This is a genomic window from Streptomyces sp. SX-6 (assembly GCF_059089585.1).
In genome coordinates, this window is sequence record NZ_JBTHHU010000035.1 from 16,814 (window position 1) to 41,855 (window position 25,042).

Sequence of the window (25,042 nt, forward strand, 5' to 3'; positions counted from 1 at the left end):
AGACCGCACCCCCCACCTGGCTCAAGAACCCCCCACGTTCTCGAGGAGCGCAGCATGCGCAAAAACATCAGCATGCGCAAAAAGATCAGTGCGGTGATCGTCGGCGTCGGAGTCACCTGCACGGCCGTGCTGGCCACGGCGGGCAGCGCGAGCAGTCACGGCTACGTCGACGCCCCCACCAGCCGCCAGCAGTTCTGCGCCAACGGCACCGTGCAGAACTGCGGCGAGATCCAGTGGGAGCCCCAGAGTGTCGAGGGCCCCAAGGGATTCCCGGACGCCGGTCCCGCCGACGGCACCCTGTGTGCGGGCGGCAACAGCCGCTTCGCCGAGCTCGACGACCCCCGCGGCGGCCAGTGGCCCGCCACGAACGTCACGGCGGGCCAGAGCTACACCTTCAGCTGGCGGCTCACCGCCCGGCACGCCACCACGGACTTCCGCTACTACCTCACCAACGACACCTACGACCCCACCCGTCCGCTCACCCGCTCCGAACTCGAGCCCGAGCCGTTCCTGACCGTGCCGTACGACGGGAAGGTGCCGGACGCCACGGTCACGCATGACGGCGTGATCCCCGCCGGGAAGAGCGGCAAGCAGCTGATCCTGGCGGTGTGGACCATCGCCGACACGGGCAACGCGTTCTACGCCTGCTCCGACGTTCAGTTCTGAGCGTTCCGAGCGTTCTGAGCGGGTTCTTCCTCGTCCTGCTCCTCCTGTGGCGGGCGCCGCAGCGCGATACGCGCCAGCACGCCCGCCACCACGAGGGCGGCCGCCGCCAGCACCGCGTAGTCCGGCACCGCGTTGCCCGCCTTGGAGGCGAGCTCCTCGAGGCGGAACTCCTGGTCCGCGTCGAGGAGGCCGGGCAGGCCGGTCGTCCCGTTGTACTGCAGGAACAGCACGCCGATCGCGATGAAGAACAGGCCGGAGGCGAGGGAGGTGGTGTGCAGGCGCAGCCTGCCGAGCCGCAGTTCCCGGCCCCGCAGCCAGCCGCGGGTGCCGAGCTTGAAACGGTCCCAGAACAGGGCGAGCACGAACAGCGGCAGCGCCATGCCCAGCGCGTACACGGCGAGCATCGACGCCCCGTACACCGGATCGCCGTGCATGGCGGTCACGGTCAGCACGGAGCCGAGGATCGGCCCGGCGCAGAAGCCGGCCAGTCCGTACACACAGCCCAGCAGGTATGTCGACGCCGCCGAGCGCGGGGTGAGGCGCCCGGCCGCGGCCTGGGCCTTCTTCGAGGCGAAGCCCAGGCCGACGATCTGTGCCACGCCGAGGGCGACGACGAGCCAGCCGCCCACTGTGACCAGCAGGTCGCGGTGGCCGTTGAAGAGCCGGCTCGCGGCGCTGGAGGCGGCGCCGAGCGGGACGAGCGTGGTCGCGAGCCCGAGGTAGAAGACACCGGTGCGCAGCAGCAGGCGGCCGGGGCTCGCCAGCGAGTACGCGAAGAACGCCGGCAGCAGCAGGGCGCTGCACGGGCTGACCAGGGCGAGGACGCCGCCGAGGAACGCGGCGAGGTAGCCGATGTCACTCACTTCGCGCCGCTCTTCGCCGCCCTGGCCTTCTCGATCGCGTCCTCGAACGCGCTCATCGGCTGCGCGCCCGCGATCGGCCGGCCGCCGACGAGGAAGGACGGGGTGCTCGAGACGCCGAGACCGTAGCCGTCCTCCTGGTCCTTCTTGACGGCCTTCTCGGCCGCGGAGCTCTTGAGGTCCTCGCGGAAGCGGTCGAGGTCCTTGACGCCCGCGGTGCGGGCCATGTCGACGAGCTTGTCCTCGGCGAGCGCGTCGCCCTTGCGGGTCTTGGCGTAGAGCTCGTCGTGGAACTGCCAGAACCGGCCCTGCTGCCCGGCGGCCCAGGAAGCGCGGGCGGCGCGCACGGAGGGCTCGCCGAAGATCGGGAAGTTGCGGAACTCGATGCGCAGGACGCCTGCGTCGACGTACTTCTTGATCAGCTCGGGCTGGCTCTCGCGGGTGAAACGGCCGCAGAACGAGCACTGGTAGTCGGCGTACTCCACGAGCACCACCGGGGCGTCCGGCTTGCCGACGGCGAGTGGGTCGTCCTTCTCGCGGCGGGCCGCGACGCGGTCCATCTGGTCGTAGGCGGACTGCTGCGGGTCGGCGGCGTTGTCGGAGGAGGCGGAGGGCTTGCGGGTGCCGGAGCCGCCGGAGCCGCCGGAGCCGTTCGCGATGGCGATGCCCGCGGCGACGATCGCCACGACGAGGGCGACGACGGCGCCGATGGCCGCGAGGCGGCGGGACTTAGTGGGCGCAGGGGCGGACTTCTGGGGTGCCTTGGAAGGCTTGGGCTTCTTGGGGGCCATGAGAGGAGTCACTCCAGGGGGCGTGCGAAATCTGGACATGCCGAAGCGCGGCCCGGTGCGGGCCGTGCGGGCGGGTCTAGATCCGCAGGACGGGGAGCAGCTCGGCGCAGCCGGCCACCGGCCGGGGCGGGGCCCTGGGCGGTCCCGGGGGTGCGACGGAGGCCTGGGGGAGCGGGGCGCGGGCGGCGCCCGGCGCGCTGACCGGGTCGGTGTGACCGTGGGCCACCACGGCCTGGGTGCCCTGCAGCGGCAGGTCCTGCGGGCGGCAGCTGCCGCCGCCGCGCCCGGTGCCCGCGGTGACCATGTCGGCCTTGATGGCCTTGGCGGCCGTGGACACGGTGGGTTTCGGCGGATGCGCGTCCGCCCTGCCCGGCCCGGGCAGGGCAGGGCCGAAGACGAGCGCGAGGAACAGCAGCGCCAGCACTGCGGCTGCCGTCGGACGGCGGCGCTGTGGCACGTGGCTGCTCCTTCCTGGTCGCCCGGCTTTGGTCGCTCGGCGGGGTGGCCCCATGCTACGAGGCCGATACACAGAAGGCCCCTCACCGGAGTGAGGGGCCTTCTGCTGTCTGTGCGCCGCCAGGGACTCGAACCCCGGACCCGCTGATTAAGAGTCAGCTGCTCTAACCAACTGAGCTAGCGGCGCCTGCTGATAGAGAAAATACTACCTGGTCCGAAGGGGTGCTCCGAACCGCCCGTACCGGGGGCCCCGCTAGAGGGTCAGCGACAGCAGCATCGGGGCCGCGTGCCGGTTCAGTGCTTCGGCGGCCTCGCGCAGCCGGTGGGCATGGGCGAGCGGAAGCGAGAGAGCCAGCGAACCGACGGCCGAACCGGCCGTTATCGGCACTGCCGCGCAGACGGTGCCGACCGCGTATTCCTGGAGATCGAGGACGGGGACGGTCGCGGGCTGGGCGTCGAGCGCGAGGAAGAGCGCCTTCTCGTTGGTGATCGTCCGCGAGGTGAACCGTGCGATCCGGTGCCGGGAGAGGTGGTCGCGCCGGTGGTCGTGGTCGAGCTGGGTGAGCAGGCACTTGCCGACCGCGCTCGCGTGGGCGGCGGTGCGGAAGTCGACCCACTCGTTGACCTTGGGCGTGCGCGGCCCGTCCGCGTACTGCGTGATCCTGACCTCGCCGTCGATGTAGCCGCTGAGGTAGACCGCGGCGCCGATCCGGTCGCGCAGTACGGACAGCGAGCTCTGGAGCTTGTTCTGCAGCGCCTGCCGGCGGTCGCCGCCCGAGCCCAGCAGGATGAGGGAGTCGCCGAGCGCGTACCCGCCGTCGCCCAGGCGGCGGACGTACTCCTCGCGGCTGAGCATCATCAGCAGGTGGGTGAGCTGGCCGGCGGGCAGCCCGGTCTCGCGCGCGAGCTGGGCCTCGCTCACGCCGCCGACGTGTTTGGCGACCGTCTCCAGCACTCGCAGGGCATGCTGCACCGAGCGGTACGGTGCGGTCGGCTCGGGCTTGAGCGCCATGGTCTCCCCTTGGCTCGCGCGGTGGTCCCCGTCTGCGGCAGACAGGTGTCCGCTCACCACGATAGGGGCGAAAGCGCCGGTCCGTCCGGGGACTTGAGCAGAATCGGTGCTGGTCCGTACCTGTGTCCAGGGGCTCCGGACCTGGGCATATGCCAGTGGCTCGGTGCGCGGGGAATAAGCGGAGCCTTTCTCCGGTTATTTGCGCGTCAGTCGAGCAGAGAGGCGGGTCACCCGTGACCGAAGTGCAGGACGAGACCATCCGCGCGACACCCCGGGGCAGTGCGCCGGTGCCGCTGTCGGTGCTGGACCTGGCGCCCGTGGGCAGCGGCGCGACCGCGGGGCAGGCGCTCGGGACCACCGTCCGGCTCGCCCGTCTCGCGGAGCGGCGCGGCTACCACCGGTTCTGGGTCGCCGAGCACCACTCGATGCCGGGCATCGCCAGCTCGTCCCCCGCGGTGATCCTCGCCCACCTCGCCGCCCACACGGAGCGCATACGGCTGGGTTCCGGCGGTGTGATGCTGCCCAACCACGCGCCGCTGGTGATCGCCGAACAGTTCGGCACCCTGGAGGCCCTCGCCCCGGGGCGTGTCGACCTCGGCCTCGGGCGTGCGCCCGGGACGGACGGCGCCACCGCCGCGGCCCTGCGCCGTGCGGACAGGCGCGCGGAGGGGGCGGATGAGCGTGGAGAGGGGGCGGACGACTTCCCGCGGCAGCTGGCCGAGCTGACGGCCTTCCTGGACGACGACTTCCCCGACGGCCACCCGTACGCCCGGATCCACGCGGTGCCCGGTCCCGTGCAGGGGCGGGTCCCCGGCGGGGTGCAGCGCGCCGACCGGCCGTCGGTCTGGCTGCTGGGCTCCTCCGGTTTCAGCGCGCAGCTCGCCGGTGCGCTGGGGCTGCCCTTCTCGTTCGCGCACCACTTCTCGTCGGCCAACACCGTGCCGGCGCTCGAGTTGTACCGCCGGTCCTTCCGGCCGTCCGCGGTCCTCGACCGGCCGTACGCCAAGATCGGCGTCCAGGCGTTCGCCGCGGACACCGCCGAACAGGCGCGCCGCCAGGTGCTCACCGGCGCCCTCGCCATGCTGCGGCTGCGCATGGGCAGGCCGGGCCTCGTCCCCACGCCCGAGGAGGCGGAGGCGCAGCAACTCGGGCTCGCCGAGCAGGAGTTCCTCGCCGACCGGCTCGGTCAGGTGGTGCACGGCACGCCGGACGCGGTACGGGACGGGCTGAACGCCCTGGCCGAACGGACCGGGGCCGACGAGCTGATGATCACCACCACCGTGCACGGCGCCGAAGCACGGCTGCGGAGCTATGAGTTGATCGCCGACGCGTACGGCTTGCCGGACGGCGCGGACCGCGCGGCCAGCAGCTCCGGGATCCGGTCCGCCGGCAGCGCGCGGGAGTAGAACCATCCCTGGCCCGTGTCGCAGCCGATCCGCCCCAGCCGCTCGGCCTGTTCGGCGCTCTCCACGCACTCCGCGGTGACCGTGAGGCCGAGCCGGTGGGCGAGCTGCACCAGGGCCTCGACGATCATCTCGTCGGCGGGGTTGGGGTGTTCGTCGGCGCGGAAGCCGTGGACGAAGGACCCGTCGAGCTTGAGCGTGGAGACGGGGAGCCGGCTGAGGTAGGCGAGGTTGGAGTAGCCGGTGCCGAAGTCGTCGATGGCGATCGCGACGCCCATGTCGCGCAGCTGCCGCAGCTGCTGCAGCGGCCGTCCCGCCGAGCCCATCACCGCGGACTCGGTGAGCTCGAGCTGCAGCAGCCGCGGCGGCAGCCCGGTCTCGGCGAGGATCGCGGCGACGTCCGCGACCAGGTCGGAGTCCCAGACCTGGCGCACCGCCACATTGACGCTCACGACGAGCGGCGCGTCCGGGCGCTCCAGCTGCCAGCGCCGTGCCTGGCGGCAGGCCGTCTCCAGCACCCAGCGGCCCAGCGGCACGATGGCGCCCGTCTCCTCCGCCAGGCCGATGAACCGGTTCGGTGCGAGGATCCCGAACTGCGGGTGCCGCCAGCGCACCAGCGCCTCCACGCCGCGTACGACCCCGTCGCCCAGCCCCACCAGCGGCTGGTACTGGAGCACGAACTCGCCGCGTTCGACCGCCGGGCGCAGGGTGCTGGAGAGGGCCTGGCGGGTCATGCGGTGGGCGTTGCGCTCGGGGTCGAAGAGGGCCCAGCGGGCCTTGCCGTCCGCCTTCGCCCAGTACAGCGTGGTGTCCGCGGCCTGCATCAGCTCGGTCGCGTGCGTCCCCGCGGCGGGCCGCTCGACCACGCCGATGCTGGCCGACACCGACAGCCGCTGGCCGGCCACCTCGAACGGCCGCTGGAGCGTGGCCTGTACGGCCGTGGCGAGCTTGATCAGCTGGTCGGTGCCCGCGGACTCCTCGACGAGCAGCGCGAATTCGTCGCCGCCGAGCCGGGCCACCAGATGGCCGCCGGGCGCCGCGCACTCCGTCAGCCGGCGGGCCACCGCGCCCAGCAGCCGGTCGCCGGCCCGGTGGCCCAGGGTGTCGTTGACGGCCTTGAACCCGTCGAGGTCGAGGTAGCACAGCCCGATCCGGCCGCTGCCGTCCTGTGCCACGGACGCCGCCGCCAGTGCCGCCGCCAGCCGTTCGAAGAACAGGCTGCGGTTGGGCAGCCGCGTCACCGGGTCGTGCATGCGCAAGTGGCGCAGGCGGGCCCGCAGGTCGCGCCGCTCGCTGATGTCCGCCACCGACAGCAGCGTGTCGCAGCTGTCCGGCAGCGGGGTGACGGTCACCTCCGCCCACACCGTCCGCCCGCCCGGACGCCGCAGCCGGCGAGTGCAGTTGAGCCGTGCCCGGCGGCCGAGCAGCACCTCGCGGTAGGCGCTCCAGGTCCGCGAGTCCTCGCGCAGGCCGGTGAACTCGGCCGCGGGACAGTCCTGGAGCCGGGCGGGGTCGGTGCCCAGCAGCGCACCGAGCGCGTCGTTGGCGATGCGCACCAGGCCGTCGCGGCCGACGACGGCCATGCCGAGGTGCGCGGCTCGGAAGGCAGCGCGGAAATCATTCGAGTTGACGTTACGTTGTGTGACGACGGGCGCCGCCGCACCCGGCGCGCCGCCCTGGCCGTCGAGGGTTCCGCTCACCGCTCGCTCCCGCGTGGCATTGGTTGTACGCGTGGTCGAAATGGCGGTATATGGCCGCCTGTAGGGGGAATTCCATGCTGGAAATGTGGCGATCATAGAGCTCGCGCGGGGACCGTTCCAGCGGCTTGGCCGCGTGCTGTGGAGCCGCCGTCGGTGGTCTGACCGTTTCTGTGCATCCGTGCACGCTCAAGTCTGAGCCTGCATGGGTGCGTCTGCTGTTGCCTTGTCGATTGACCGTCCGTGACTGAGTGTGATGTACCCAGAAGTCGGCCTAGTCACTCGACTGGGGGACTGGAACAGGGCATAACACCATAAATCGCCCGAGGGTGGGTGAGGTGTCCCGAATCCGTCCCCGGAGGTCGACGTGGTGCGTCCGCAGACACCCATGGGAGTGGACCGGCCGCGGTCGCGACTGCGCCGGGCCGGGGCCGTGTTCACCGCCCTCTGCGCGATCGCCGCGACGCTCGTGGCCAGCCCCGCCAGGGCGCTCGGCCCCGGCGGTCCCTGTGCGCTGCCGCGCAGCCAGGCCCACCACTCGGAGGGCCTCGACACCAGGAACCCCGCCTACCCCCGGGCCGTCGGCCGGCTCGACGCCGTCATGGTCTTCCTCTCGTTCCCGGACTCCCGGCCCGTCACCACCCCGGCCCAGCTGGTCGCCGACCACTTCCCCGGCACGTCCCGCTTCTTCGAACGGGCCTCCTACGGGCGGTTCTCCGTACGTCCGCACCCGGTGAACCGGTGGTTCCGGATGCCCCGGCCGTCCGGCGCGTACCACATACAGCGCGACTGGGACGGCGAGCTGCGCTCCGCCTATCTGCGCGACGCCATCACCGCCGCCCGCGGCGTGGTCAACTTCAGCCACTACGGCCTCGTCTACCTCGTCGCCGACCCCGACGCCCCGGGCGTGGACTCCGACGCGACCAAAGTCGTCAACCTCGACCGGCCGCTGCGTGTGGACGGCACCGAGCTGCGCCGCGTCGTCACGGTCTTCGAGCACCACCCGCCCGACCGCAATGTCCTCGCCCACGAGACCGGTCATGTCCTGGACCTGCCCGACCTCTACCACCGGCCCACCGAGGGCAAGGGCGACTGGGACACCCACGTCGGCGACTGGGACCTCATGGGCAGCCAGTTCGGGCTCGCCTCGGACCCGTTCGCCTGGCACAAGTGGAAGCTCGGCTGGATCACCGCGCACCAGATCGACTGCGTGGAGGGCCGTGGCAGCAGCCTGCACACGCTCCAGCCGCTCGAGGCCCCGATGCGGCCGGGCGACGACTCCCGTACCCGGCTCGTGGTGGTCCGTACCGGCGTGACCAGCGCCATCGCCATCGAGGTGCGCATCGCCTCCGGCAACGACGCCACCACCTGCTCGGAAGGGGTGCTCGTCTACCGGGTGCGCAGCGACACCCCCTCCGGCAGCGGGCCCATCCAGGTGCTCGACGGACATCCCGGCAGCCTGGGCTGCTCGGGCGAGTCCGTCTATCCGCCGCTGGCGGACGCTCCCCTCGGGGTGGGCGAGTCCCTGTGGACGGGCCCGGACCGGGTACGGGTGACGGTGGCCGGCCGCACCGCGGGCGGGGCATGGCGGGTGCGGGTGAGCCGGGGGTGACTTTTACGGGAGTCTACGGAAACGCAGAAGGCCCTCCACCGAAGTGGAGGGCCTTCTGTTGTCTGTGCGCCGCCAGGGACTCGAACCCCGGACCCGCTGATTAAGAGTCAGCTGCTCTAACCAACTGAGCTAGCGGCGCCTGCTGACGTCGATGACTCTAGCATCCCCGTCCGGTGGAGAGAAAATCCGTATGTTTCAGCCCCGGAGAAGCGCAGGAGCGCTGGTCACGGGGGTGCCGGGGTGCTTGTCGCGCGCGGCACGCACACAGGCCCACAGCAGGGCGTCGGGGCCGGGCAGCCAGGGGTCACGGACCTCCGGGGCGACCAGCCACCGGGTGGCGGGCGGTGTGGGCTCCGCCGCGTCCGGCGGACACAGCGGCGGGACGGTCACGGCGTCGCCGGGACCGTGGCACAGCAACGGGGGCACCCGGCGCTCGCGTCCACCCCACTCCTCCCAGCGCAGCAGCACGGGCAGCCGCTGGGCGGCGCCGGGGGCGGCGAAGAGCAGCAGCCGCCCGTGCTGCGCGGCGACCGGGCCGGAACCGGGGCCGGCCGACCATAAGCGGTCCAGCACCCGGCGCCCGAACAGGGCCGGCACGCTGATCACGTCGAACACCGTCCCGCAGGGCAGCACCATCGGTGCGTACGGATTGTCCGCCCACAGGGCGAGCACGCTGCGGGGGAACTGGCTGGCGGAGGCGAGCCAGCCGGCACCGGCGGCGCTGACATGGGCGGAGACGGGAAAGCCGGGGTGGGAGTCCATGGCCTCATGGTCGGCGGGGGAGTGCCAGCCGCTCCGTGACTTCCCGGAACCCGGGACAGGGGTGTGCGGGGTGCGCTAGGTTACGCGCCCGCATATGCCAACGGCCCATGAGCCGGATCATGGGCCGTGCGGTGTTCCGCGGGGTGCGGTCAGTCGGCCGGCGTGCTGCCGCCGCGCAGCAGATCGCGGCCGAACTCGACCATCTTCTTGGTGTAGTCCTCGCTCCATTCGGCGCGCTCCGCGATCACGGACGTCGGCAGCCGGTCGAAGCGCCGGGGATCGGCGAGCTGGGCCGCCGCCACCGCCTGGAACTCGGTCGCCCGGTCCGCCGCCGCGCGGAACGCCAGCGCGAGCTCGGTCGAGCGCGCCAGCAGCTCGCGCGGGTCCTCGATCGACTCGAGGTCGAAGAAGTGCTCGGCTTCCGCGACGGTCTCGGGCGGTTCGAAGAGCAGCGGTGCGGGCTTCAGACGGCGCGCCACGCCGTCGCGCGCGCCGGGAGCCTGCTTCGGCTCGCACATGTACGTACCTCCAGGTTGTCTGCGTCATCCATTCTCGCGCGCGGCGCAAGGGCCCCGTTCAGGGCCGCCATCGCACGCGGTGTGCGGACCAGGTGTCCCACGTGGTGAACATCGCCTCCCAGCCGTCCGGGCTGTGTCTGCCGGCCGCCTCCGGCGGCGTGCCGGACTCCGTCCGGCGGTCCGGGGTGCGGCCGGGCGCCATGGCACCCGGCACCCACCGGCTCACGGGCGCCATCGCACGCGGTGTGCCGACCACGTGTCCCACGTCGTGAACATCGCCTCCCAGCCGTCCGGGAACTTCACCGCCACCCCCAGCTGCACCGGTTCCGTCGACGGGTGGTCGTCCAGCAAGCGGTCGACGCCCGCGCGGCAGACCACGATGCACGCGTGCCGGTGGCGCGAGGCCAGGACGCACAGGCGGCCCGTCTCCAGGTGGAAGGCCGTCGCGTCCGGGCGGCCGGAGAGAGGGTGCAGCACGACCGTCACGTCGAACTCCCGGCCCTGGAGCCGGTTGGCGGTGTCGACCGTCACGCCGCTCACCCCCAGCGCGGCGAGCGCGTCCCGCACCGCCGCGGCCTGGTCGCGGTGGGCGGTGCCCACCGCGATGCGGGCGGCGGTGAGCGGCACCGGATCCGGGGAGCGCTCGCTCGTCACCGCCCCGCCCCGGTCCAGCAGCCGGCGGACGACCAGGGCCACCGCGCCGACCGCCTCCGGGTCCGTGCGCGGCGTATGGCGGGCGGGCAGCTCCAGCAGCCCCCACCCCGACTCCGCCGCCTCGTCCAGCACCCGGTCGGGGCCCGAGCCGTCCGCCCGGACGCCGAACGACAGACGGCGGTCGCCGTGGTCCGTGCCGCTGCGGAACGGGGTGTACGGATAGAACGCGTCCGACACCAGCGGCGCCGCCGACGCGGGCAGCCGCCACGAGACGGGCAGCCGGTGCTGCGGCAGCCCCGGGTTGTGGGCGAGCAGCGTGCTCACCGCGCTCGCCGACGGGTCGTACGACAGCCCCGCCCACTGCTCCGCACCGACGACGCTGAACGGATCCAGCTGCCCCGGATCCCCGACGAACAGCGCCCGGTCGAACAGGCCCGCCACGGCCAGCAGCGCATCGGACCGCATCTGGTACGCCTCGTCGACGATCGCGTGCCCCCATGGCTCGGTGACCTTGGTGTGCGCCCACTTCGCGGCTGTGGAGACGACGACGTCCAGCCCGGCGAGGTCCGCGGCCCGGGCCGATGTCACCACCGAGCCGAGCGCGTCGAGCGCGGGGTCGTAGGGGTGCGGGTCACTGCTGTGCAGCCGGCCGACCGGCAGGTCGCCGTCCTCCTCGGCCAGGCGCAGCACCAGGTCGTCGACCTGGGCGTTGGTCTGGGCGACGATCATCAGCGGGCGGCCCGCCCGGGCCAGCTCGAGCGCGGCCCGCACGACCAGGGTGGACTTGCCCGCGCCGGGCGGGGAGTCGACGACGACGCCGCGGTGCCGGGCGTCGAGGGTGTCGCGCAGGATCGCGCCGGTCGCCGCGGCGGCAGCGGCGGCCGGGTCGAAGGCGGCGGTGCGCGCCGCCGGTACCGGGCTCACAGGTGGTCCTCCGCGGTCACCGGGTCGGGCTCGCCGCCGGGGCTGTGCCCGTTGGCCGCCTCCGGCGGGCCGCCGTGGGTCCAGGGCGTCCGCTCGGGATCGGGCAGTTCGGGGCCGCCCCTCGGGGCGTGCTCGAAGAGCGTCCAGCACACGCGGTCGCCGGGCTCGGGCACCGAACCCGGCTCGGGGACCTTGCCGCGGCCCATGCCGCCCGTCAGCCGGACGGTCAGCACGCCCGCACCGCCCGGCCCGGCCGCACCGCCCGGCCCGGCCGCACCGCCCGGCCCGGCCGCATCACCCGCCCCGCCCGGTCCGGCCGCGACGAACTCGCCGGACTGCGCCCGGCCGTCCGGCAGCGCCCGGTGCAGCCCGGCCCCGGCGGACACGTGCGGGGCGTCCTCCGTGCGCACCGTGACCAGGGGGCGCGGGCGCGGAACCCTGCCCTCCGAATACTCCATCGCCACCTCGGTGACCTCCCCCGCGAACGCCTCGCCCGCCAGCCGCCGCCCGGCCATCACCAGCGGATCGTCGAGCGCCTCGTGGGCGTCCAGCTGCGCCTGCGCCGTCTCGCGCGCCGCGAGCTTGCGGGCCGCCGTCACCGCGTCGTCGCGCCGGGGCTGCGGGGGTTCACCGGCCCGCACCCGGTCGCGGTGGCCGGTGTACGACCAGCGGTCGCGCTTCCAGCGCTCGGCGACCCGCGCGCCCTCCGGCAGGGCGCGCAGCAGCTCGATGCCGTGCCACATGGCCTCCCACGTGGGCAGCAGCTGGGACTCGAGCAGGGAACGGATCTCCGCCTCCGCCCGGGAGGTGTCCCCGTCCGCGGCGCGGACCCGGTCGTAGCGCTCGACGGCGGGGGCCAGGCGCTTGTTGTCGAAGGCCGGGTCCGTCGCCGGTCCGGCGGGCGGGTGGCGCAGCAGCCCCTCCGCGTCGCGCGCGAGCTCCGCGCGCAGCGCGGCCTCGGCGCCCGACAGGCCGGTCGGCGGGTCGATCCAGGCGAGCAGCGCGCCGAGGTGCTGGTCCTCCAAGTGGCTCTGGCCCGTTGCCCAGTGGCGGCTCAGCAGCTGGGTCATGGACAGCAGCAGCGACGAACCCGGGACGAGCGCGCGCTCCCCGAGATGCGTGAGCCAGCGGCCCAGCAGCGGGACGCGCGGGGGAGCGGGGAAGGCGGTCTCCGGGTCCTGCTCGGCGGTGCGCCGGAAGCGCATGGAGCGGCCGAGCAGCCGGACGTACTCCACGGCGGCGGCGCCGGGGACCAGCAGCTGCGGTGCGTCCGTGCACAGCTCGACCTGGACGGTCACCTTCTTGCCCGTCTCCGGGTCGGTCTCCTTGCGCTCCTCCGCGGCGGTGCCGTCGGCGAAGCCCTCGACGTACGGCAGCACGGCCTCGGCCAGCTCGGCGAGGAACGCGAACCGCAGCTCGCGGTCGCGTGGCTGGGCCACCGTCAGCAGCCGGGGCGCCTCGCGCTCGGTGCCGACGAGGGCGCCGAGCGGGGCGCCCGCCTCGCCGGCCGTGGTGAGGGGGACGAGCACCAACGGCCGCTCGGCGAGGTGCCGGTGACGTACCGTCGCGAGCGGCCGGGCCCGGCCGTCCCGCACGGCCTCCAGCCGGGCGAGCGTGCTGATCAGCGACATGCCACGGCCCCCGCTCCCGCGCAGGCGAGGGCCTCGGCGCGCAGCGCCGCGGCCCGGCGGAGCGCGGCGACCGCCGGGTCACCGGCATCGCCCCCGTCGCCCCCTTCGCCCTCTGCGGCGGCGAGGACGGCCCCGACCGTGGTCAGGCCGCCGAGCTCGGCACGGATGCCCCGGCCCAGCCCCTCGACGAGGCCGGCGTCGCGCGCCCGGTCGCGGCAGTGGAAGGCCAGCTCGCAGGCGGCCAGGCACTCGGGTGCGTACGCCGCGGCCACCGCGTCGACGGCGGCGGTCAGCTCCGCCCCGGGCCGGGCCGGATCGAAGGTGGTGCCTTCGGGGAGCGCGTCGGCGATCTCCTCGACGCGGGCCAGCCGGGAGAGCTGGCGGCGGGTGGTGGCCAGCTGCTTGCGCAGGTCGACGAGCGCGGCGGCGGGCAGGTTGGAGAAGTCCTTCGGGCAGACCAGCAGGGCCTGCTCGTGCACCTGCCCGGAGTCCAGACGCTCGGCCACGGCCCGCAGTGCCAGCGCGTACACCGCGGCCTGACGGGCGGCGGCGCCCACCTTGGCCGGGTCGGCCGTGCCGTCGACCATGGCGAAGGACTTGATCTCCACCACCGTCCAGCCGCCGTCGGGGTGCACGACCACGGCGTCCGGCTCCAGGAAGGCGGGGGTGCCGGCCACGGGCAGGGCCAGCATGGGGTGGTCGAGGACGGCCCAGCGGCCGGCGGCCGTGGCCTCGCGCAGGGCGAGGGCGGTACGGGCCGTGCGCCCCTCGGGGCCGGCGGCCGCGAGGGCGGGGGTGTCGACGGAGCCGGGCTCGGGCGGGGCCGTGCCGAGCCGGTCGGCCAGCAGCCGGACGAGCTCCGCGCCGCCGTCGGCCTTGACGCGGGCCTCGAAGGCGTTGCCCCGGACGAAGGCGAACCGCGACTGGCCGAAGGACGCGGGCGAGCCGAGGGCCTGGGCGAGCGCGCCCTTGTCCACCCCGGCGCCGTCGAGGAGCGCCCGCCGCCGGCAGCCGGGGTTGGCGGCCAGGGCCGCCAGGGCGCGGGCGTCGAGCGGGCGCGGCGCGACGCCGCGGCCGCGCAGCTCAGCGAGCCGCTGCCGCAGCGTCTCCTGCCTCTGCCTCACCCCGCTGGCGGGGGATGTCTCGAGGAATGCGTTCACTGGCGTCCGCCTCGCGAAGTCTCTCCGGCTCCTCAGTACGTGCCGAAGTCTCGCATCCGGCACTGACATACGCCGGTGTCTCGTCGGTTTCCGTCCGCGGAGTACGGGCGAAGCGCGACCGGATCGCGTCGGCGAGGCGCAGCGCGGGCCCGGAGAGCAGCCAGCCGACGCCCATCACGGCGACGCCGGCGACGGCGTCGAGGAGGTAGTGGTTGGCGGTGCCCATCACGACGAGCGTGATGCCGATCGGGTAGGCGACGCCGAGGGCCTTGACCCAGGTCCGCGCGGACTGGCGCCACAGCGTGATCCCGCACCACAGGGCCCAGCCGACGTGCAGGCTCGGCATGGCCGCGTACTGGTTGGTGAGACCGCCCAGCCCGCGCGGGGCGCTGGCGTCGCCGCCCCACCAGCCGTACGACGAGTAGTGGCGCATCGTGTCGACGAACCCGTGGGCGTCGTCGAGCAGCCGCGGCGGGCAGGTGGGCATCAGGGTGAAGCCGATGAGGCCGATGAGGGTCGAGATCATCAGCCAGGTCCGCAGCCGGCGGTAGTGCTCCGGGCGGCGTCTGAAGAGCCAGATCAGGATGGCCGGGGTGAGGATGTAGTGCAGGGACGCGTAGGCGAAGTCGGCGGGTATGCCGAGCGCCGGTATGTCGGTGAACAGCCGGTTGAGCGGTCGCTCGATGTCTATTCGAAACGTTTTTTCGAGATCGAGTATCGCCAGGCCGTGATCGACGGCCGACTGCACATCGCTCCGGACCACGAGCCGGCCCGCCGAGTACAGGCCGTACACGAGGGCGATCAGCGGCAGTTCGGTCCACCAGCGCGGCCGCTTCCCGAGTGGTGCGGTGCGGTACATCCGGACGCTCTCCATGTGTTCAGGCGGCCAACAAGCGCGCATGCAACCGTACGGTGTACGTCACATCGCTCGCACACCGCCCCGCGACTTCCCGGCAACACCGGGTTCGCCTGCTGTTCGGTCCCGATCCCAGGCGCATGGGGGGAAGGACGCCGGGGACGCCCGCCAGGGTTGCCTGAGGCGTAAGTGAGTGATGATAGAGCGTGGACAGAGCGGGCTACCAGGCGAATCCATGTGATTCCGGACATCCGTCGCCACTTGGATCAAACGTCACGAAATCTGAGGGGGCCTTTCCATGGCACCGCGCATCCTGCTGGCCCGGCACGGACAGACCGAGTGGTCACTGTCCGGCAAGCACACCGGCCGCACGGACATCCCGCTCCTGGACGAGGGGCGGCGCGGCGCCAAGCTGCTCGGCGAGCGGCTGCACCGCGCGCCGTGGGACGCCCTGCCGGGCGTCGAGGTCCGTACGAGCCCGCTGGTGCGCGCGAAGGAGACCTGCGAGCTGGCCGGTTTCGGCGACCGGGCGAGCACCTGGGACGCGCTGATGGAGTGGGACTACGGCGCGTACGAGGGAATGACCCCGGCCGAGATCAAGGCGGCCCGGCCCGGCTGGCTGATCTGGCGCGACGGCGTTCCCGAGGGCGAGACCCTGGCCGAGGTCGCGGCGCGGGCCGACGAGGTCGTCGCCTGGGCGCGCTCGGCCGACCGCGATGTGCTGGTCTTCGCCCACGGCCACATCCTGCGGGTCATCTGCGCCCGCTGGCTGGGCTTCGACGCCTCCTTCGCCGCCCGTATCCGGCTGGACCCCACGTCGCTGTCCATCCTCGGCTGGGCCTACGACGCCCCGGCGATCGAGCGCTGGAACGACACGGGCCACCTGGGCTAGCCGGCGGCTGGGGGCTGTCCGGGCGGGGCGCCGCACGGCCGTCCCGCTTCCGGAGGTGTGCCCCGGGTCCCCGGGCGGCGAGGGTCCGGTGGAATGCGCGATCACCGCAACCGGTATTTCTCGCGACCCGCCGAGCGAGGCCTACGCGGACGCGTGCCGCTCGAGGAAGGCCGCGACCCGTGGTTCGCCGCAGTGGCGGCTGAGCAGGCTCGCCGTGTCCGCGAGCATGGTGCGGACGCGCGCCGAGCGGACCCGGGTGAGCAGGCCCAGCGCGCGCTCCCCGGCGGCGGCGGCCTCCTCGGGCTCGCCGGCGCGGGCCAGGTCGCCCGCCAACTGGGTCGTGTACAGGGCGATGTTGCGGGTGAAGTGCGGGTCCTGGAGGACGACCGCCCGGTGCGCGTGGGCCACGGCCCGCGGCCAGTCGCCGAGCGCGGACCAGCACTGGGCCTCCAGTCCCTCCAGCTCCGCCTCGCCGAAGAACGACATCCACTCCGGGTCGGCGTCGCTCGTGCCCCGGGCGAAGAGGCTCCGCGCCCGCGACAGGGCGTTCTCGCACGCCGCGCGGTCGCCGAGCCCGGCCCAGCCGCCCGCCTCGCGCAGTGTCAGCAGCGACAGCAGCCGCGCCGAGCCCAGCGTGCGGGCCACGTGCCGGCCGGCCAGCGCGGTGCGCAGCGCCTCGCGCGGGCGGCCCGCGTCGCGCGCGAGGAACGCGGCGTTGCAGAAGGTGTGCGCCTCGAGCCCGGAGTCCCCGGCGACCCGGGCGGTCGCGAGCGCCTCCGCGTAGTGCGAGCGGGCGTCGGTGATACGGCCCGAGTCGTGTGCCAGCCAGCCGACCGAGATCGCGAGCTCGCCCGCGCCCGTGTGCAGCCGGTCCGCCACCGACTGCCGGTGCGCCCGGGCGTCGAGCAGGTCGTACGCCGCGCGCAGCGGACGCGCGGCGCGCTGGTAGAGGGCGTCCGCGCCGTGCCGGTCGTCGAGCAGCCGGATCTGCCGTACGGCCCGCTCGAGGGCGGACGCCTCGGCGTCGCCCGCGCGGCGCTGCGCGGGAATCCCGCCGAGTGCGGCGGTGGCGGCGGCCGTGCCGCCGGTCATGAACGCGCGACGCAACACGTCGCTCTCCTCGTCATCGGTGGTGTCGCCTGGCTGGTACCCCGGATCGGAGGGTGTGCGGCTCTCCGTAGGGCTCTCGGTGTGTGCGGGTGGCGCACCCTCTTTCCCGCGCGCCCCCCGTCCGCGCACTGTCTCGCGCGGCAGGAAGCCCATGTCGGCCGGCTCGCGGCCGGGGAACATGTGCCGGAACACCCGCTCGTAGGCGTAGTTGGGGCAGCGGATCTCGCCGGACTCGACCCGCCCGATGTACCGCGCATCGCACGAGACCTGCTCGCCGATCTCACGTGCCGCACGCCGTACGGCGGCCGCGAACTCCCCAGGTGAGCGCGGTCCGCGCAGCCGGCGGAAGGCGGTGTTGGGACGGAGGGCCTCACGGGGTGCGGGAGGCGAAGGGGGTGAGGGGGGTGGTGGGGACGCGTGGGGTGAGGCCATGGCCGAACCTCTCCTGGCGGGTGCCGCCCCGTACCGGTCCGCGGGGCGGGCGGTTGTGCTGCCGTGCGGCGGAGACGACCGTACCGGCTGCGGCGAATCCCGTACGTCCGCTTTGGCTACAAAACGGATATCTCACTCGCCATCCGCCATGAACTGCCATCCTTTGTGACGGCGTGCCGCCGTAGCCGTTGACGGGTGCGGGCAGTTGAAGCACATGAGTGCTCGGTGCGTGGCGAGGCAGTTCGCCGCGACCGGCGTCTTCGAAGCGGCAGTGACATGCGTGGAGGAGGGGTTTCCCTATGGCGGACAAGAAGGCGGTGCCGCAGCAGGACGGCGTGCTGTGCGACCTGGTGACCGTGCCCGCCCGGCAGGGCCTGGAGGCGGTCGACATCCTGCGGCTGCGCGACGGCGTCGGGGGCGTCGGGCCCGTGCTGCACGACGGTGACTGCCACACCCTCGGCTTCCTCGTCCCGCCCGGCACTGCTGCCGCGTGGGACCTGCCGGGCAGCGCCTGCACCCAGACCTACGACCGCGCCGCGCGCGCGGACCTCGGCGAGCCGCCCGTCTCCGGCACCGGCTGGCTCGTCGCACCGGAGGCCGCCTTCTCCGCCGCCACCGATCCGGCGGTCCTGCGGGCCGCGCTCGGCGAGGCGGCCCGCACGATCGAGGCGGTCGACCGCTGCCGGTGAGAGCCGGTGGGAGCCGGTGAGACAAGGCCCGGGGTGCGGCTCCGGGTGATACTTGCCGGGTGGCAAAGGGCAGGAACAAGGAACGGCGCGGCCAGGTGACCGCTACCGCACAGGTGACAGGCGGTCTCGCGGAGCTCGAGGCGGACCGCGACCATCCGCGTGCCCGGACGCTGCTGATCGACAGGGCCCCGCAGTCCCACGTGGACCTCGACGACCCCACCCGCCTCGACTTCTCCTACCAGCGCAGGCTCGGCCACATCGCCGACCTCGCCGCCCCGCCCGGAAAGCCCCTGAAGGTCCTTCACCTCGGCGGCGGTGCGTTCACGCTCGCCCGCTACATCGCCGTGACCCGGCCCCGCTCCACCCAGCAGGTCTTCGAGATCGACGCCCCGCTCGTGGAGTTCGTACGCCGCGAGCTGCCCCTCGAGCCGGGCTGGCGGATACGGGTCCGCGGCGGCGACGCCCGCGAGGGGCTCGCCAAGGTGCCGGACGCCTGGGCGGACCTGATCATCGCCGATGTCTTCGGCGGCGCCCGCACCCCCGCCCACCTCACCAGCACCGAGTTCGCCGCCGAGGTGCGCCGGGCCCTGCGGCCGGGCGGCTGCTACGCCGCGAACCTCGCGGACGGGCCGCCGCTCGCCCACCTCAAGTCCCAGCTGGCGACCGTACGGACCGTCTTCCCGGAGCTCTGCCTGGCCGCCGATCCGGCCGTGCTGCGCGGGCGGCGGTTCGGCAACGCCGTGCTGTTCGCCTCCGACCGGGCGCTGCCGGTCACGGAGTTCACCCGGCGGTGCGCCACCGACCCGCAGCAGGGCCGGGTCGAACACGGCCGTGAGCTCGAGGATTTCGCGGGCGGCGCGGTCCCGGTGACGGACGCGACCGCGCGCCCCTCGCCGGAGCCGCCGCCCTCGGTCTTCAGCTGAACGTCCCGTGCCTCGGCGGCAGTTGCCCCGTACGGATCAGCTCCCGGTACCAGCGGGCGCTGGTCTTGGGCGTACGGACCTGGGTGGCGTAGTCGACGTGCACCAGGCCGAAGCGCTTGCTGTAGCCGTACGCCCACTCGTAGTTGTCCAGCAGCGACCACGCGAAGTAGCCCCACACGTCCGCGCCGTCGGCGAGCGCGCGCAGCAGCGCGCCGAGGTGGGCGTGCAGATACGCGACGCGCTCCGGGTCGTGCACCGCGCCCCGGGCGTCCGGCTTGTCGGCGTAGGCGGCGCCGTTCTCGGTGACCGCGAGGGGCAGGCCGGGGACCTCGCGGGTGAAGCGCATCAGCAGTTCGTGGAGGCCGGTGGGGTCGACGCTCCAGTCCATCTCCGTGCGCTGTCCCGGGGGTTGGTGGAAGGCGACGCCGTCGGCGCCCGGGTAGGGGGACGGGCCCGACGGGGGCCGGTTGTCAGTGGCTGCTGATACCACTGCGGGTGTGTAGTAGTTGATGCCCAGCCAGTCGAGGGGGTGCTTGATGACGTCGGTGTCGCCGTCGAGGACGAACGACCAGTCGGTGATCTGCCCAGTGTCCGCGAGCAGATCGGCGGGATACGCGCCGTGGAGCATGGGCCCGGTGAAGATACGGGTGGCCAGGGCGTCGATGCGCCGCTGGGCGTCCCGGTCCGCGGGCAGGGAGGTGCGGGCCCTGACCGCGCCCGGGTTGAGGACCACCGAGATCCGGGCCTCGCGGGGGAGCACCGCGCGCAGCGCCTGCGCGCCCAGGCCGTGGGCCAGGTTCAGGTGGTGCGCGGCGCGCAGCGCGGCGGCCGGGTCGGTGCGGCCGGGGGCGTGGATACCGGAGGCGTAGCCCAGGAAGGCGCTGCACCAGGGCTCGTTGAGGGTGGTCCACAGCCCGACGCGGTCGCCCAGCGCCCGGGCCACGAGGACCGCGTAGTCCGCGAAACGGTACGCGGTATCGCGCTCGGGCCAGCCGCCCGCGTCCTCCAACTCCTGGGGCAGGTCCCAGTGGTAGAGGGTGAGCACGGGCTGGATGCCGTGGGCGAGCAGGTCGTCGGCGAGCGCGCGGTAGAAGTCGAGGCCGCGCCGGGAGGCGCGGCCTCGCCCGGTGGGCTGGACGCGCGGCCAGGAGACGGAGAAGCGGTAGGCGCCCAGGCCGAGTCCGGACATGAGGCGGACGTCCTCGTGGTGCCGGTGGCGGTGGTCGTCCGCCGTGTCCCCGGTGTCGCCGCCGAGGACCTTGCCGGGGGTGCGGGAGAAGGTGTCCCAGATCGAGGGCGTACGGCCGTCCTCGTGGACCGCGCCCTCGACCTGGTAGGCGGCGGTCGCCGCGCCCCAGACGAAGCCGTGCGGGAAGTGCGGGGTCATAGGAGCGCTCCCTGAGGGGGGTTGAGGAGAGTGGGGTTGAGGAGAGCGGTGGAGGTGTCAGCCCTTGAGCGCCCCGCGCATGATGCCGCCGACGATCTGGCGGCCGAAGAGCGTGAAGGCGATCAGCAGCGGCAGTGTGCCCAGCAGCGCCCCGGCCATGACGACGGCCTGGTCGGGCACGTAGCCGCGGCCGAGGCCCGTGAGCGCCACCTGGACGGTCGGGTTCTCCTGGGTCAGCGCGATGACCGGCCAGAAGAAGTCGTTCCACGCCTGGACGAAGGAGAGCATCGCCAGTACGGCCATCGCCGGCCGGGCCACGGGGAGGACGACGTGCCATATGACGCGCAGGCTGCTCGCGCCGTCCACCCGGGCCGCCTCGATCAGCTCGGTGGGCAGCGCCTCCACGAGGTACTGCCGCATGAAGAACACCCCGAAGGCGCTGACGAGGGTCGGCAGCACCACCGACGGGAGCCGGTCGGTCCAGCCCAGGTGCGCGACGACCATGAAGAGGGGGACGACGGACAGCTGGGGCGGCACCATCATCGTGCCGATCGTCAGCATCAGCAGGACGTTCTTGAACCGGAACCGCAGCTTGGCGAAGGCGAACCCGGCGATCGTGCAGAACAGCACGGTGCCCAGCGCGATGCTGCCCGCCACCAGCACCGTGTTGAGCAGGGCGAGCCCCAGGCGGGCGTCGGTCCACGCCGTGCCGAGGTTCCGGGCGAGGTTGCCGCCGAACCAGAAGGGCGGCGGGGTGCCCGCCAGCCGGGTGTTGTCGTGCGAGGCCGCGACGGCCGTCCACACCAGGGGGAACAGCGAGCCCGCGGAGAACAGGACCAGCACGGCATAGGTCACCGGTCCGGCGTGCGACTGGCGTCCGGTCATGGCGATGTGTCACCCGTCCCTGCGCAGTCGGCGGGCGAGCAGCCCGTAGGCGGCGGCGATCGTCAGCAGGATCAGGAACATGGTCCAGGCGACGGCCGAGGCGCGTCCGAGGTGGAAGTCGAACCAGCCCTGTTCGTAGAGGTAGAGCCCCAGCGTCTGGAACTGCCGGGACGCCCCGCCCTTCTGCCCGCCCGCCCCGCCGAACAGCAGCGGTTCGCCGAAGAGTTGGGTCGCGCCGATCGTGGAGACGACGACGGTGAAGAGGATCGTCGGCCGCAGCGCGGGCAGGGTGACGTACCGGAACTGCTGCCCGCGCGAGGCGCCGTCCAGGGACGCCGACTCGTACAGCTCGTCCGGCACGGCCTGCAGGGCCGCCAGATAGATCAGCGCGTTGTAGCCCGTCCACCGCCAGATGACGATGGAGGAGATCGCCGACTGGGCGCTCAAGGTGCCGTTCTGCCAGTCCACGGGGTCCAATCCCACGGTGCCCAGCACCCAGTTGACCATCCCGTAGTCACGCCCGAAGAGCATTACGAAGACGAGGGAGGCCGCGGCGACCGAGGTGGCGTACGGGGTCAGCAGCGCGACCCGCCAGAAGGTCGCCGCCCGCAGCCGGCAGTGCAGCAGGTGGGCGAGCCCGAGCGCCATCAGCAGCTGGGGAACGGTCGCGAGGACACCGATGGTGAAGGTGTTGCGCAGGGCGTTCCAGAAGAAGTCGTCCTCCAGCAGCCGGAGATAGTTGTGCGCGCCGACCCACTCCATCCTGTCCGGCGTGCTCAGCTCCACCCGGTGCAGCGAGGTCCAGCCCGTGTAGAGGAGGGGGAACAGTCCGAATGCGGCGAAGAAGAGGAAGAAGGGCGCCACGAAGGCATAGGGACTCCAGCGGACGTCCCAGTGGTGGCGCCGGCTGCGCCAAGGCCGTTGGCTGCGCCGGGGCACCGTCATTCGTCCACCGCGTTCCGGATCTCCTTCTGCACCGCCGTCCAGGCCGCCTCCGGAGACCTGCCCTGCTGTTCGACCTGGGGGATGCCGACGTCGACGAACGCCGACCCGATCTGCTGCTCATGGGGCCCGATCACCAGCGTCGGGATGTCCCGGGCCGCCTCGGCGAAGATCTCCCCGACGGGAGCCCCGCCGAAGTACGGGTTCCGGGAGCCCTTCATCTGCGGCATGGCGTACGAGGCCGGTGTGGAGGGGATGCTCGCCTGCCGGGCGAAGAGGGTGGCCTGCTGCTCGGGCGCGGTCAGCCAGGCGGCGAGCGCGATCGCCGCCCGGCGGTGCCGGGCCGCCTTCGGCACGGTGAGGAAGGAGCCGCCCCAGTTGGCGGGCCGGGGCGCCGCCGCCACGTCCCATTTGTCCCGCCCCGCCGCGCCCGCCTTCTCCTTGATGTAGCCGAGCATCCAGGGCGGACAGGCGACGGTGGCGAAGCGCCCGTTCGCGTACGCCTGGTCCCATGGCTTCTCGAACTGCTTGAGCCGCGCGGTCAGCCCGTCGCGTGCGGCCCGCACGGCCAGGTCCCACGCGGCCCTGACGGCCGGGCTGTGCGCGTAGATCGGGTGGCCCCGGCGGTCGTAGTAGCGCTCGGGATAGGCGTGCACGGCGGCGTTGAAGAGTCCGGCCGCCGAGTCCGTGAAGACGGTGCCGGCCTGTGCCCGCCGCCGGTACGCCCTGCCGGTCTCGAGGTACTTGCGCCAGTCGCCCGCCCACAGCCTGCCCACCTCCTCCCGGCCAGTGGGCAGTCCGGCCTGCCGGAAGAGATCCTTCCGGTAGCACACGGCGATCGGCCCGATGTCCGTGCCGAGCCCGATCACCCTGCCGTCACGGGTCGTGGCCTGGGCCCACTTCCAGTTCAGCCAGGTGCCCTCGCGCACGCCCGGCGCCTTCGACAGATCCTCGAAGGAATCGCCCCGCTCGGCCGCCACGTCGTGGATGTTGCCGACCTCCACGGCCTGGATGTCGGCCAGGCCGCTGTCCGCCGCCAGGTGGGTCAGCAACTGCGGGTAGTAGACGTCGTTGCGCTCGATCACGCTTTCCTTGATCACGACGTCCGGGTGCAGGCGCTCGTACTCCGCGTAGAGCCCCGCCTGCTTGTAGCCGAAGACACCGAACGTCCCCACCGACACCGTGGTCCGCCCGTCGTCCGAGCCGCCGCCCCCGGAGCAGCCGCCGAGCGCGGCGGCCAGCACCAGTGCCGCCAGGCGGATACGGAAGCTGCTGCGCATGGCGTCCTTCCCGGTGCTCTGCTCGCGCCTGGGGGCCAACTGCGGTGCGTTGCAAGGTTGCCGGATCCTGGCGGAGAGTCAAGGACGCGCGTGCCGTCCGGTGTGACGCGGTCAACATCGGTCACCGGCGGCGGCCCCTGAGGGGGAGGATTCACCGCCCCGTCGTGCCGGGGACCCCACGCGGAGGCGACTCTGCTAACTCTTGCGTCATGACTGCTCACCGTAAGTGGCATATCGCCGCCACGCTCTGCCTCTCGGCCCTCCTCGTCCCCGCCGCCGGCTCGGCCGCCCTCGCCGCGCCCGGCGGCGGGCACGCCCCCAAGCCGCGGGTGGAGAAGGCACCGGCCAACTGCCCGTCCGGCAACCTCTGCGCGTACAGCGGGTCCAACTACACGGGCCGCGTCACCCGGATCATGGGCGACAGCAGAGACGTCCAGCACACCCGCGCCCTCGAGCGCGTCGGGTCGCTCTACAACCACGGCAAGTCCGACGTGACCATCTGGGACCAGAAGGACTACAAGGGGCGCTCGCTCTCCCTCGCCCCGGAGCACGGCACGAAGAACATGCCCCGCGACTTCGGCCGGGTCGGCTCCCACAAGTGGGGCAGGCCGGCCGGACACTGACGGGTCCTCATGGCACAACGCCGAGGGCCCGGTCCGCATCCGCGAACCGGGCCCTCGGTACTTCAGGGTGAGTAACGGGACTCGAACCCGCGACATCCTGGACCACAACCAGGTGCTCTACCAGCTGAGCTATACCCACCATGTCCGGCGTTTGTTTCCGTGTTTCCCACCGGCCGAGAAAAAGTGTACAGGGTCCGGAGGGGTGCTCGCTCCCGCCTTTCGCGAAGCCGGGAGCGAGCTGCGTCACTCTCCCCGAGCTGCCCCTGAGCTACTCCTGAGCAGGAAGGACGTGCTTGGCCGCGATCGCCTTCGCCGTCTCGGAGTCCGGGCCGGGCTGCGGCACGAAGATCGCCTCGCGGTAGTAGCGGAGCTCGGCGATCGACTCGCGGATGTCGGACAGCGCTCGGTGGCTGCCGTTCTTCTTCGGGCTGCTGAAGTAGGCGCGGGGGTACCAGCGCCGGGCCAGCTCCTTCACCGACGAGACATCGACGATCCGGTAGTGCAGGTGGCGCTCCAGGGCGGGCATGTCCCGCGCGAGGAAACCGCGGTCCGTGCCGACCGAGTTCCCGCACAGCGGGGCCTTGCCCGCCTCCGGGGCGTACTCGCGGATGTACGCCAGGACCCGCCGCTCCGCTTCCTCGAGCGTCGTCCCGCCGTCCAGCTCCTCGAGCAGCCCGGAGGCCGTGTGCATCTGGCGCACCACCTCGGGCATGGTGGTCAGGGCCTCGGCGGGCGGGCGGATCACGATGTCCACACCGTCACCGAGGATGTTCAGCTCAGAGTCGGTGACCAGGGCGGCCACCTCGATGAGCGCGTCGTCCGACAGCGAGAGCCCGGTCATCTCGCAGTCGATCCACACCATGCGATCGTTCATGTC

At 73.1% G+C, this 25,042-nt stretch carries 25 protein-coding genes and 3 tRNA genes; 7 read left to right on the plus strand and 21 right to left on the minus strand.

All coding sequences use genetic code 11. The annotated features are described in order from the left end of the window. Nucleotides 1-72: 72 nt before the first annotated feature. Nucleotides 73-666, plus strand: a complete 594-nt coding sequence (locus tag ACV530_RS30305) for a lytic polysaccharide monooxygenase auxiliary activity family 9 protein (protein WP_494335903.1) — start codon at nucleotides 73-75, stop codon at nucleotides 664-666. On the opposite strand, the gene ACV530_RS30310 is transcribed toward ACV530_RS30305, so the two are convergent. The 5 genes from ACV530_RS30310 to ACV530_RS30330 all read right to left on the minus strand — a co-directional run bounded on the left by ACV530_RS30310 (nucleotide 657) and on the right by ACV530_RS30330 (nucleotide 3,785). Beyond that, nucleotides 657-1,529 carry a cytochrome c biogenesis CcdA family protein gene (locus tag ACV530_RS30310; RefSeq protein WP_494335855.1) on the minus strand — a complete coding sequence of 291 codons (873 nt, stop codon included), beginning with the start codon at nucleotides 1,527-1,529 and terminating at the stop codon, nucleotides 657-659. The genes ACV530_RS30305 and ACV530_RS30310 overlap by 10 nt on opposite strands. Continuing rightward, nucleotides 1,526-2,317 carry a DsbA family protein gene (locus tag ACV530_RS30315; protein WP_494335856.1) on the minus strand — a complete coding sequence of 264 codons (792 nt, stop codon included), beginning with the start codon at nucleotides 2,315-2,317 and terminating at the stop codon, nucleotides 1,526-1,528. Before ACV530_RS30315 ends, ACV530_RS30310 begins: the two co-directional genes overlap by 4 nt. A gap of 76 nt (nucleotides 2,318-2,393) precedes the next feature. Then, complete coding sequence (locus tag ACV530_RS30320; protein WP_494335857.1) at nucleotides 2,394-2,774, minus strand: hypothetical protein; 381 nt, start codon at nucleotides 2,772-2,774, stop codon at nucleotides 2,394-2,396. 112 nt (nucleotides 2,775-2,886) lie between these two features. Then, nucleotides 2,887-2,960: transfer RNA gene (locus ACV530_RS30325), tRNA-Lys, on the minus strand. Nucleotides 2,961-3,026: 66 nt separating this feature from the next. Beyond that, nucleotides 3,027-3,785, minus strand: coding sequence for an IclR family transcriptional regulator (locus ACV530_RS30330; protein WP_494335858.1), 759 nt, complete (start codon nucleotides 3,783-3,785; stop codon nucleotides 3,027-3,029). Between the two features lie 233 nt (nucleotides 3,786-4,018). Between ACV530_RS30330 and ACV530_RS30335 the strand changes: the two genes are divergently transcribed. Further along, nucleotides 4,019-5,191 (plus strand): LLM class flavin-dependent oxidoreductase, encoded by a 1,173-nt coding sequence (locus ACV530_RS30335; RefSeq protein WP_494335859.1) that lies wholly within the window; start codon nucleotides 4,019-4,021, stop codon nucleotides 5,189-5,191. Here the strand turns inward: ACV530_RS30335 and ACV530_RS30340 are convergent. Beyond that, complete coding sequence (locus ACV530_RS30340) at nucleotides 5,095-6,888, minus strand: putative bifunctional diguanylate cyclase/phosphodiesterase (RefSeq protein ID WP_494335860.1); 1,794 nt, start codon at nucleotides 6,886-6,888, stop codon at nucleotides 5,095-5,097. The genes ACV530_RS30335 and ACV530_RS30340 overlap by 97 nt on opposite strands. Before the next feature lie 385 nt (nucleotides 6,889-7,273). On the opposite strand from ACV530_RS30340, the gene ACV530_RS30345 reads away from it, so the two are divergent. Then, nucleotides 7,274-8,497 (plus strand): M6 family metalloprotease domain-containing protein, encoded by a 1,224-nt coding sequence (locus tag ACV530_RS30345; RefSeq protein ID WP_494335904.1) that lies wholly within the window; start codon nucleotides 7,274-7,276, stop codon nucleotides 8,495-8,497. Nucleotides 8,498-8,562: 65 nt separating this feature from the next. Here the strand turns inward: ACV530_RS30345 and ACV530_RS30350 are convergent. The 8 genes from ACV530_RS30350 to ACV530_RS30385 all read right to left on the minus strand — a co-directional run bounded on the left by ACV530_RS30350 (nucleotide 8,563) and on the right by ACV530_RS30385 (nucleotide 15,020). Continuing rightward, nucleotides 8,563-8,636 (minus strand) — tRNA-Lys (locus ACV530_RS30350). Nucleotides 8,637-8,692: 56 nt separating this feature from the next. Further along, nucleotides 8,693-9,259, minus strand: a complete 567-nt coding sequence (locus ACV530_RS30355) for a bifunctional DNA primase/polymerase (protein ID WP_494335861.1) — start codon at nucleotides 9,257-9,259, stop codon at nucleotides 8,693-8,695. Between the two features lie 149 nt (nucleotides 9,260-9,408). After that, the gene (locus tag ACV530_RS30360) at nucleotides 9,409-9,777 is read right to left on the minus strand and encodes a DUF8844 domain-containing protein (RefSeq protein ID WP_494335862.1); all 369 of its coding nucleotides are present in this window, start codon (nucleotides 9,775-9,777) and stop codon (nucleotides 9,409-9,411) included. A gap of 58 nt (nucleotides 9,778-9,835) precedes the next feature. Beyond that, entirely contained in the window at nucleotides 9,836-10,003 is a 168-nt protein-coding gene (locus tag ACV530_RS30365; RefSeq protein WP_494335863.1) for a hypothetical protein, read from the minus strand. Next, nucleotides 10,000-11,355, minus strand: coding sequence for an AAA domain-containing protein (locus ACV530_RS30370; protein ID WP_494335864.1), 1,356 nt, complete (start codon nucleotides 11,353-11,355; stop codon nucleotides 10,000-10,002). The genes ACV530_RS30365 and ACV530_RS30370 overlap by 4 nt, the downstream gene beginning before the upstream one ends. Next, nucleotides 11,352-12,986 (minus strand): hypothetical protein, encoded by a 1,635-nt coding sequence (locus ACV530_RS30375; protein WP_494335865.1) that lies wholly within the window; start codon nucleotides 12,984-12,986, stop codon nucleotides 11,352-11,354. The genes ACV530_RS30370 and ACV530_RS30375 overlap by 4 nt, the downstream gene beginning before the upstream one ends. Next, nucleotides 12,977-14,146 carry a hypothetical protein gene (locus tag ACV530_RS30380; RefSeq protein ID WP_494335866.1) on the minus strand — a complete coding sequence of 390 codons (1,170 nt, stop codon included), beginning with the start codon at nucleotides 14,144-14,146 and terminating at the stop codon, nucleotides 12,977-12,979. The genes ACV530_RS30375 and ACV530_RS30380 overlap by 10 nt, the downstream gene beginning before the upstream one ends. Beyond that, nucleotides 14,070-15,020, minus strand: a complete 951-nt coding sequence (locus ACV530_RS30385) for a phosphatase PAP2 family protein (RefSeq protein ID WP_494335867.1) — start codon at nucleotides 15,018-15,020, stop codon at nucleotides 14,070-14,072. The genes ACV530_RS30380 and ACV530_RS30385 overlap by 77 nt, the downstream gene beginning before the upstream one ends. 280 nt (nucleotides 15,021-15,300) lie before the next feature. Between ACV530_RS30385 and ACV530_RS30390 the strand changes: the two genes are divergently transcribed. Next, nucleotides 15,301-15,894: a histidine phosphatase family protein gene (locus tag ACV530_RS30390; RefSeq protein ID WP_494335868.1), complete on the plus strand. Its 594-nt coding sequence runs from the start codon at nucleotides 15,301-15,303 to the stop codon at nucleotides 15,892-15,894. 141 nt (nucleotides 15,895-16,035) lie between these two features. Here the strand turns inward: ACV530_RS30390 and ACV530_RS30395 are convergent, their stop codons facing one another. Continuing rightward, entirely contained in the window at nucleotides 16,036-17,436 is a 1,401-nt protein-coding gene (locus ACV530_RS30395; RefSeq protein ID WP_494335869.1) for an NsdA family TPR-like regulatory protein, read from the minus strand. A gap of 299 nt (nucleotides 17,437-17,735) precedes the next feature. Between ACV530_RS30395 and ACV530_RS30400 the strand changes: the two genes are divergently transcribed. Together ACV530_RS30400 and ACV530_RS30405 are read left to right on the plus strand one after the other, a co-directional pair. Next, nucleotides 17,736-18,125 carry a hypothetical protein gene (locus ACV530_RS30400; RefSeq protein WP_494335870.1) on the plus strand — a complete coding sequence of 130 codons (390 nt, stop codon included), beginning with the start codon at nucleotides 17,736-17,738 and terminating at the stop codon, nucleotides 18,123-18,125. A gap of 59 nt (nucleotides 18,126-18,184) precedes the next feature. Then, on the plus strand, nucleotides 18,185-19,048 hold the full coding sequence (locus tag ACV530_RS30405) for a spermidine synthase (protein WP_494335871.1): 864 nt from the start codon (nucleotides 18,185-18,187) through the stop codon (nucleotides 19,046-19,048). On the opposite strand, the gene ACV530_RS30410 is transcribed toward ACV530_RS30405, so the two are convergent. From ACV530_RS30410 to ACV530_RS30425, 4 genes are read right to left on the minus strand one after another with little or no spacing between them, the layout of a single operon-like run. Beyond that, on the minus strand, nucleotides 19,041-20,435 hold the full coding sequence (locus ACV530_RS30410; RefSeq protein WP_494335872.1) for a GH1 family beta-glucosidase: 1,395 nt from the start codon (nucleotides 20,433-20,435) through the stop codon (nucleotides 19,041-19,043). The two genes, ACV530_RS30405 and ACV530_RS30410, sit on opposite strands and share 8 nt — an antisense overlap. 57 nt (nucleotides 20,436-20,492) lie before the next feature. Next, nucleotides 20,493-21,320 (minus strand): carbohydrate ABC transporter permease, encoded by an 828-nt coding sequence (locus ACV530_RS30415; RefSeq protein WP_494335873.1) that lies wholly within the window; start codon nucleotides 21,318-21,320, stop codon nucleotides 20,493-20,495. A gap of 9 nt (nucleotides 21,321-21,329) precedes the next feature. After that, nucleotides 21,330-22,265 carry a carbohydrate ABC transporter permease gene (locus ACV530_RS30420; protein WP_494335874.1) on the minus strand — a complete coding sequence of 312 codons (936 nt, stop codon included), beginning with the start codon at nucleotides 22,263-22,265 and terminating at the stop codon, nucleotides 21,330-21,332. Further along, the gene (locus tag ACV530_RS30425) at nucleotides 22,262-23,542 is read right to left on the minus strand and encodes an ABC transporter substrate-binding protein (protein WP_494335875.1); all 1,281 of its coding nucleotides are present in this window, start codon (nucleotides 23,540-23,542) and stop codon (nucleotides 22,262-22,264) included. The genes ACV530_RS30420 and ACV530_RS30425 overlap by 4 nt, the downstream gene beginning before the upstream one ends. Before the next feature lie 209 nt (nucleotides 23,543-23,751). Between ACV530_RS30425 and ACV530_RS30430 the strand changes: the two genes are divergently transcribed. Further along, nucleotides 23,752-24,165, plus strand: coding sequence for a peptidase inhibitor family I36 protein (locus ACV530_RS30430; protein WP_494335876.1), 414 nt, complete (start codon nucleotides 23,752-23,754; stop codon nucleotides 24,163-24,165). Nucleotides 24,166-24,231: 66 nt separating this feature from the next. Here ACV530_RS30430 and ACV530_RS30435 read toward each other — a convergent pair. Both ACV530_RS30435 and orn read right to left on the minus strand, forming a co-directional pair. After that, nucleotides 24,232-24,304 (minus strand) — tRNA-His (locus ACV530_RS30435). A gap of 129 nt (nucleotides 24,305-24,433) precedes the next feature. Next, nucleotides 24,434-25,039 (minus strand): oligoribonuclease, encoded by a 606-nt coding sequence (gene orn / locus ACV530_RS30440; RefSeq protein ID WP_494335877.1) that lies wholly within the window; start codon nucleotides 25,037-25,039, stop codon nucleotides 24,434-24,436. Nucleotides 25,040-25,042: the final 3 nt, after the last annotated feature.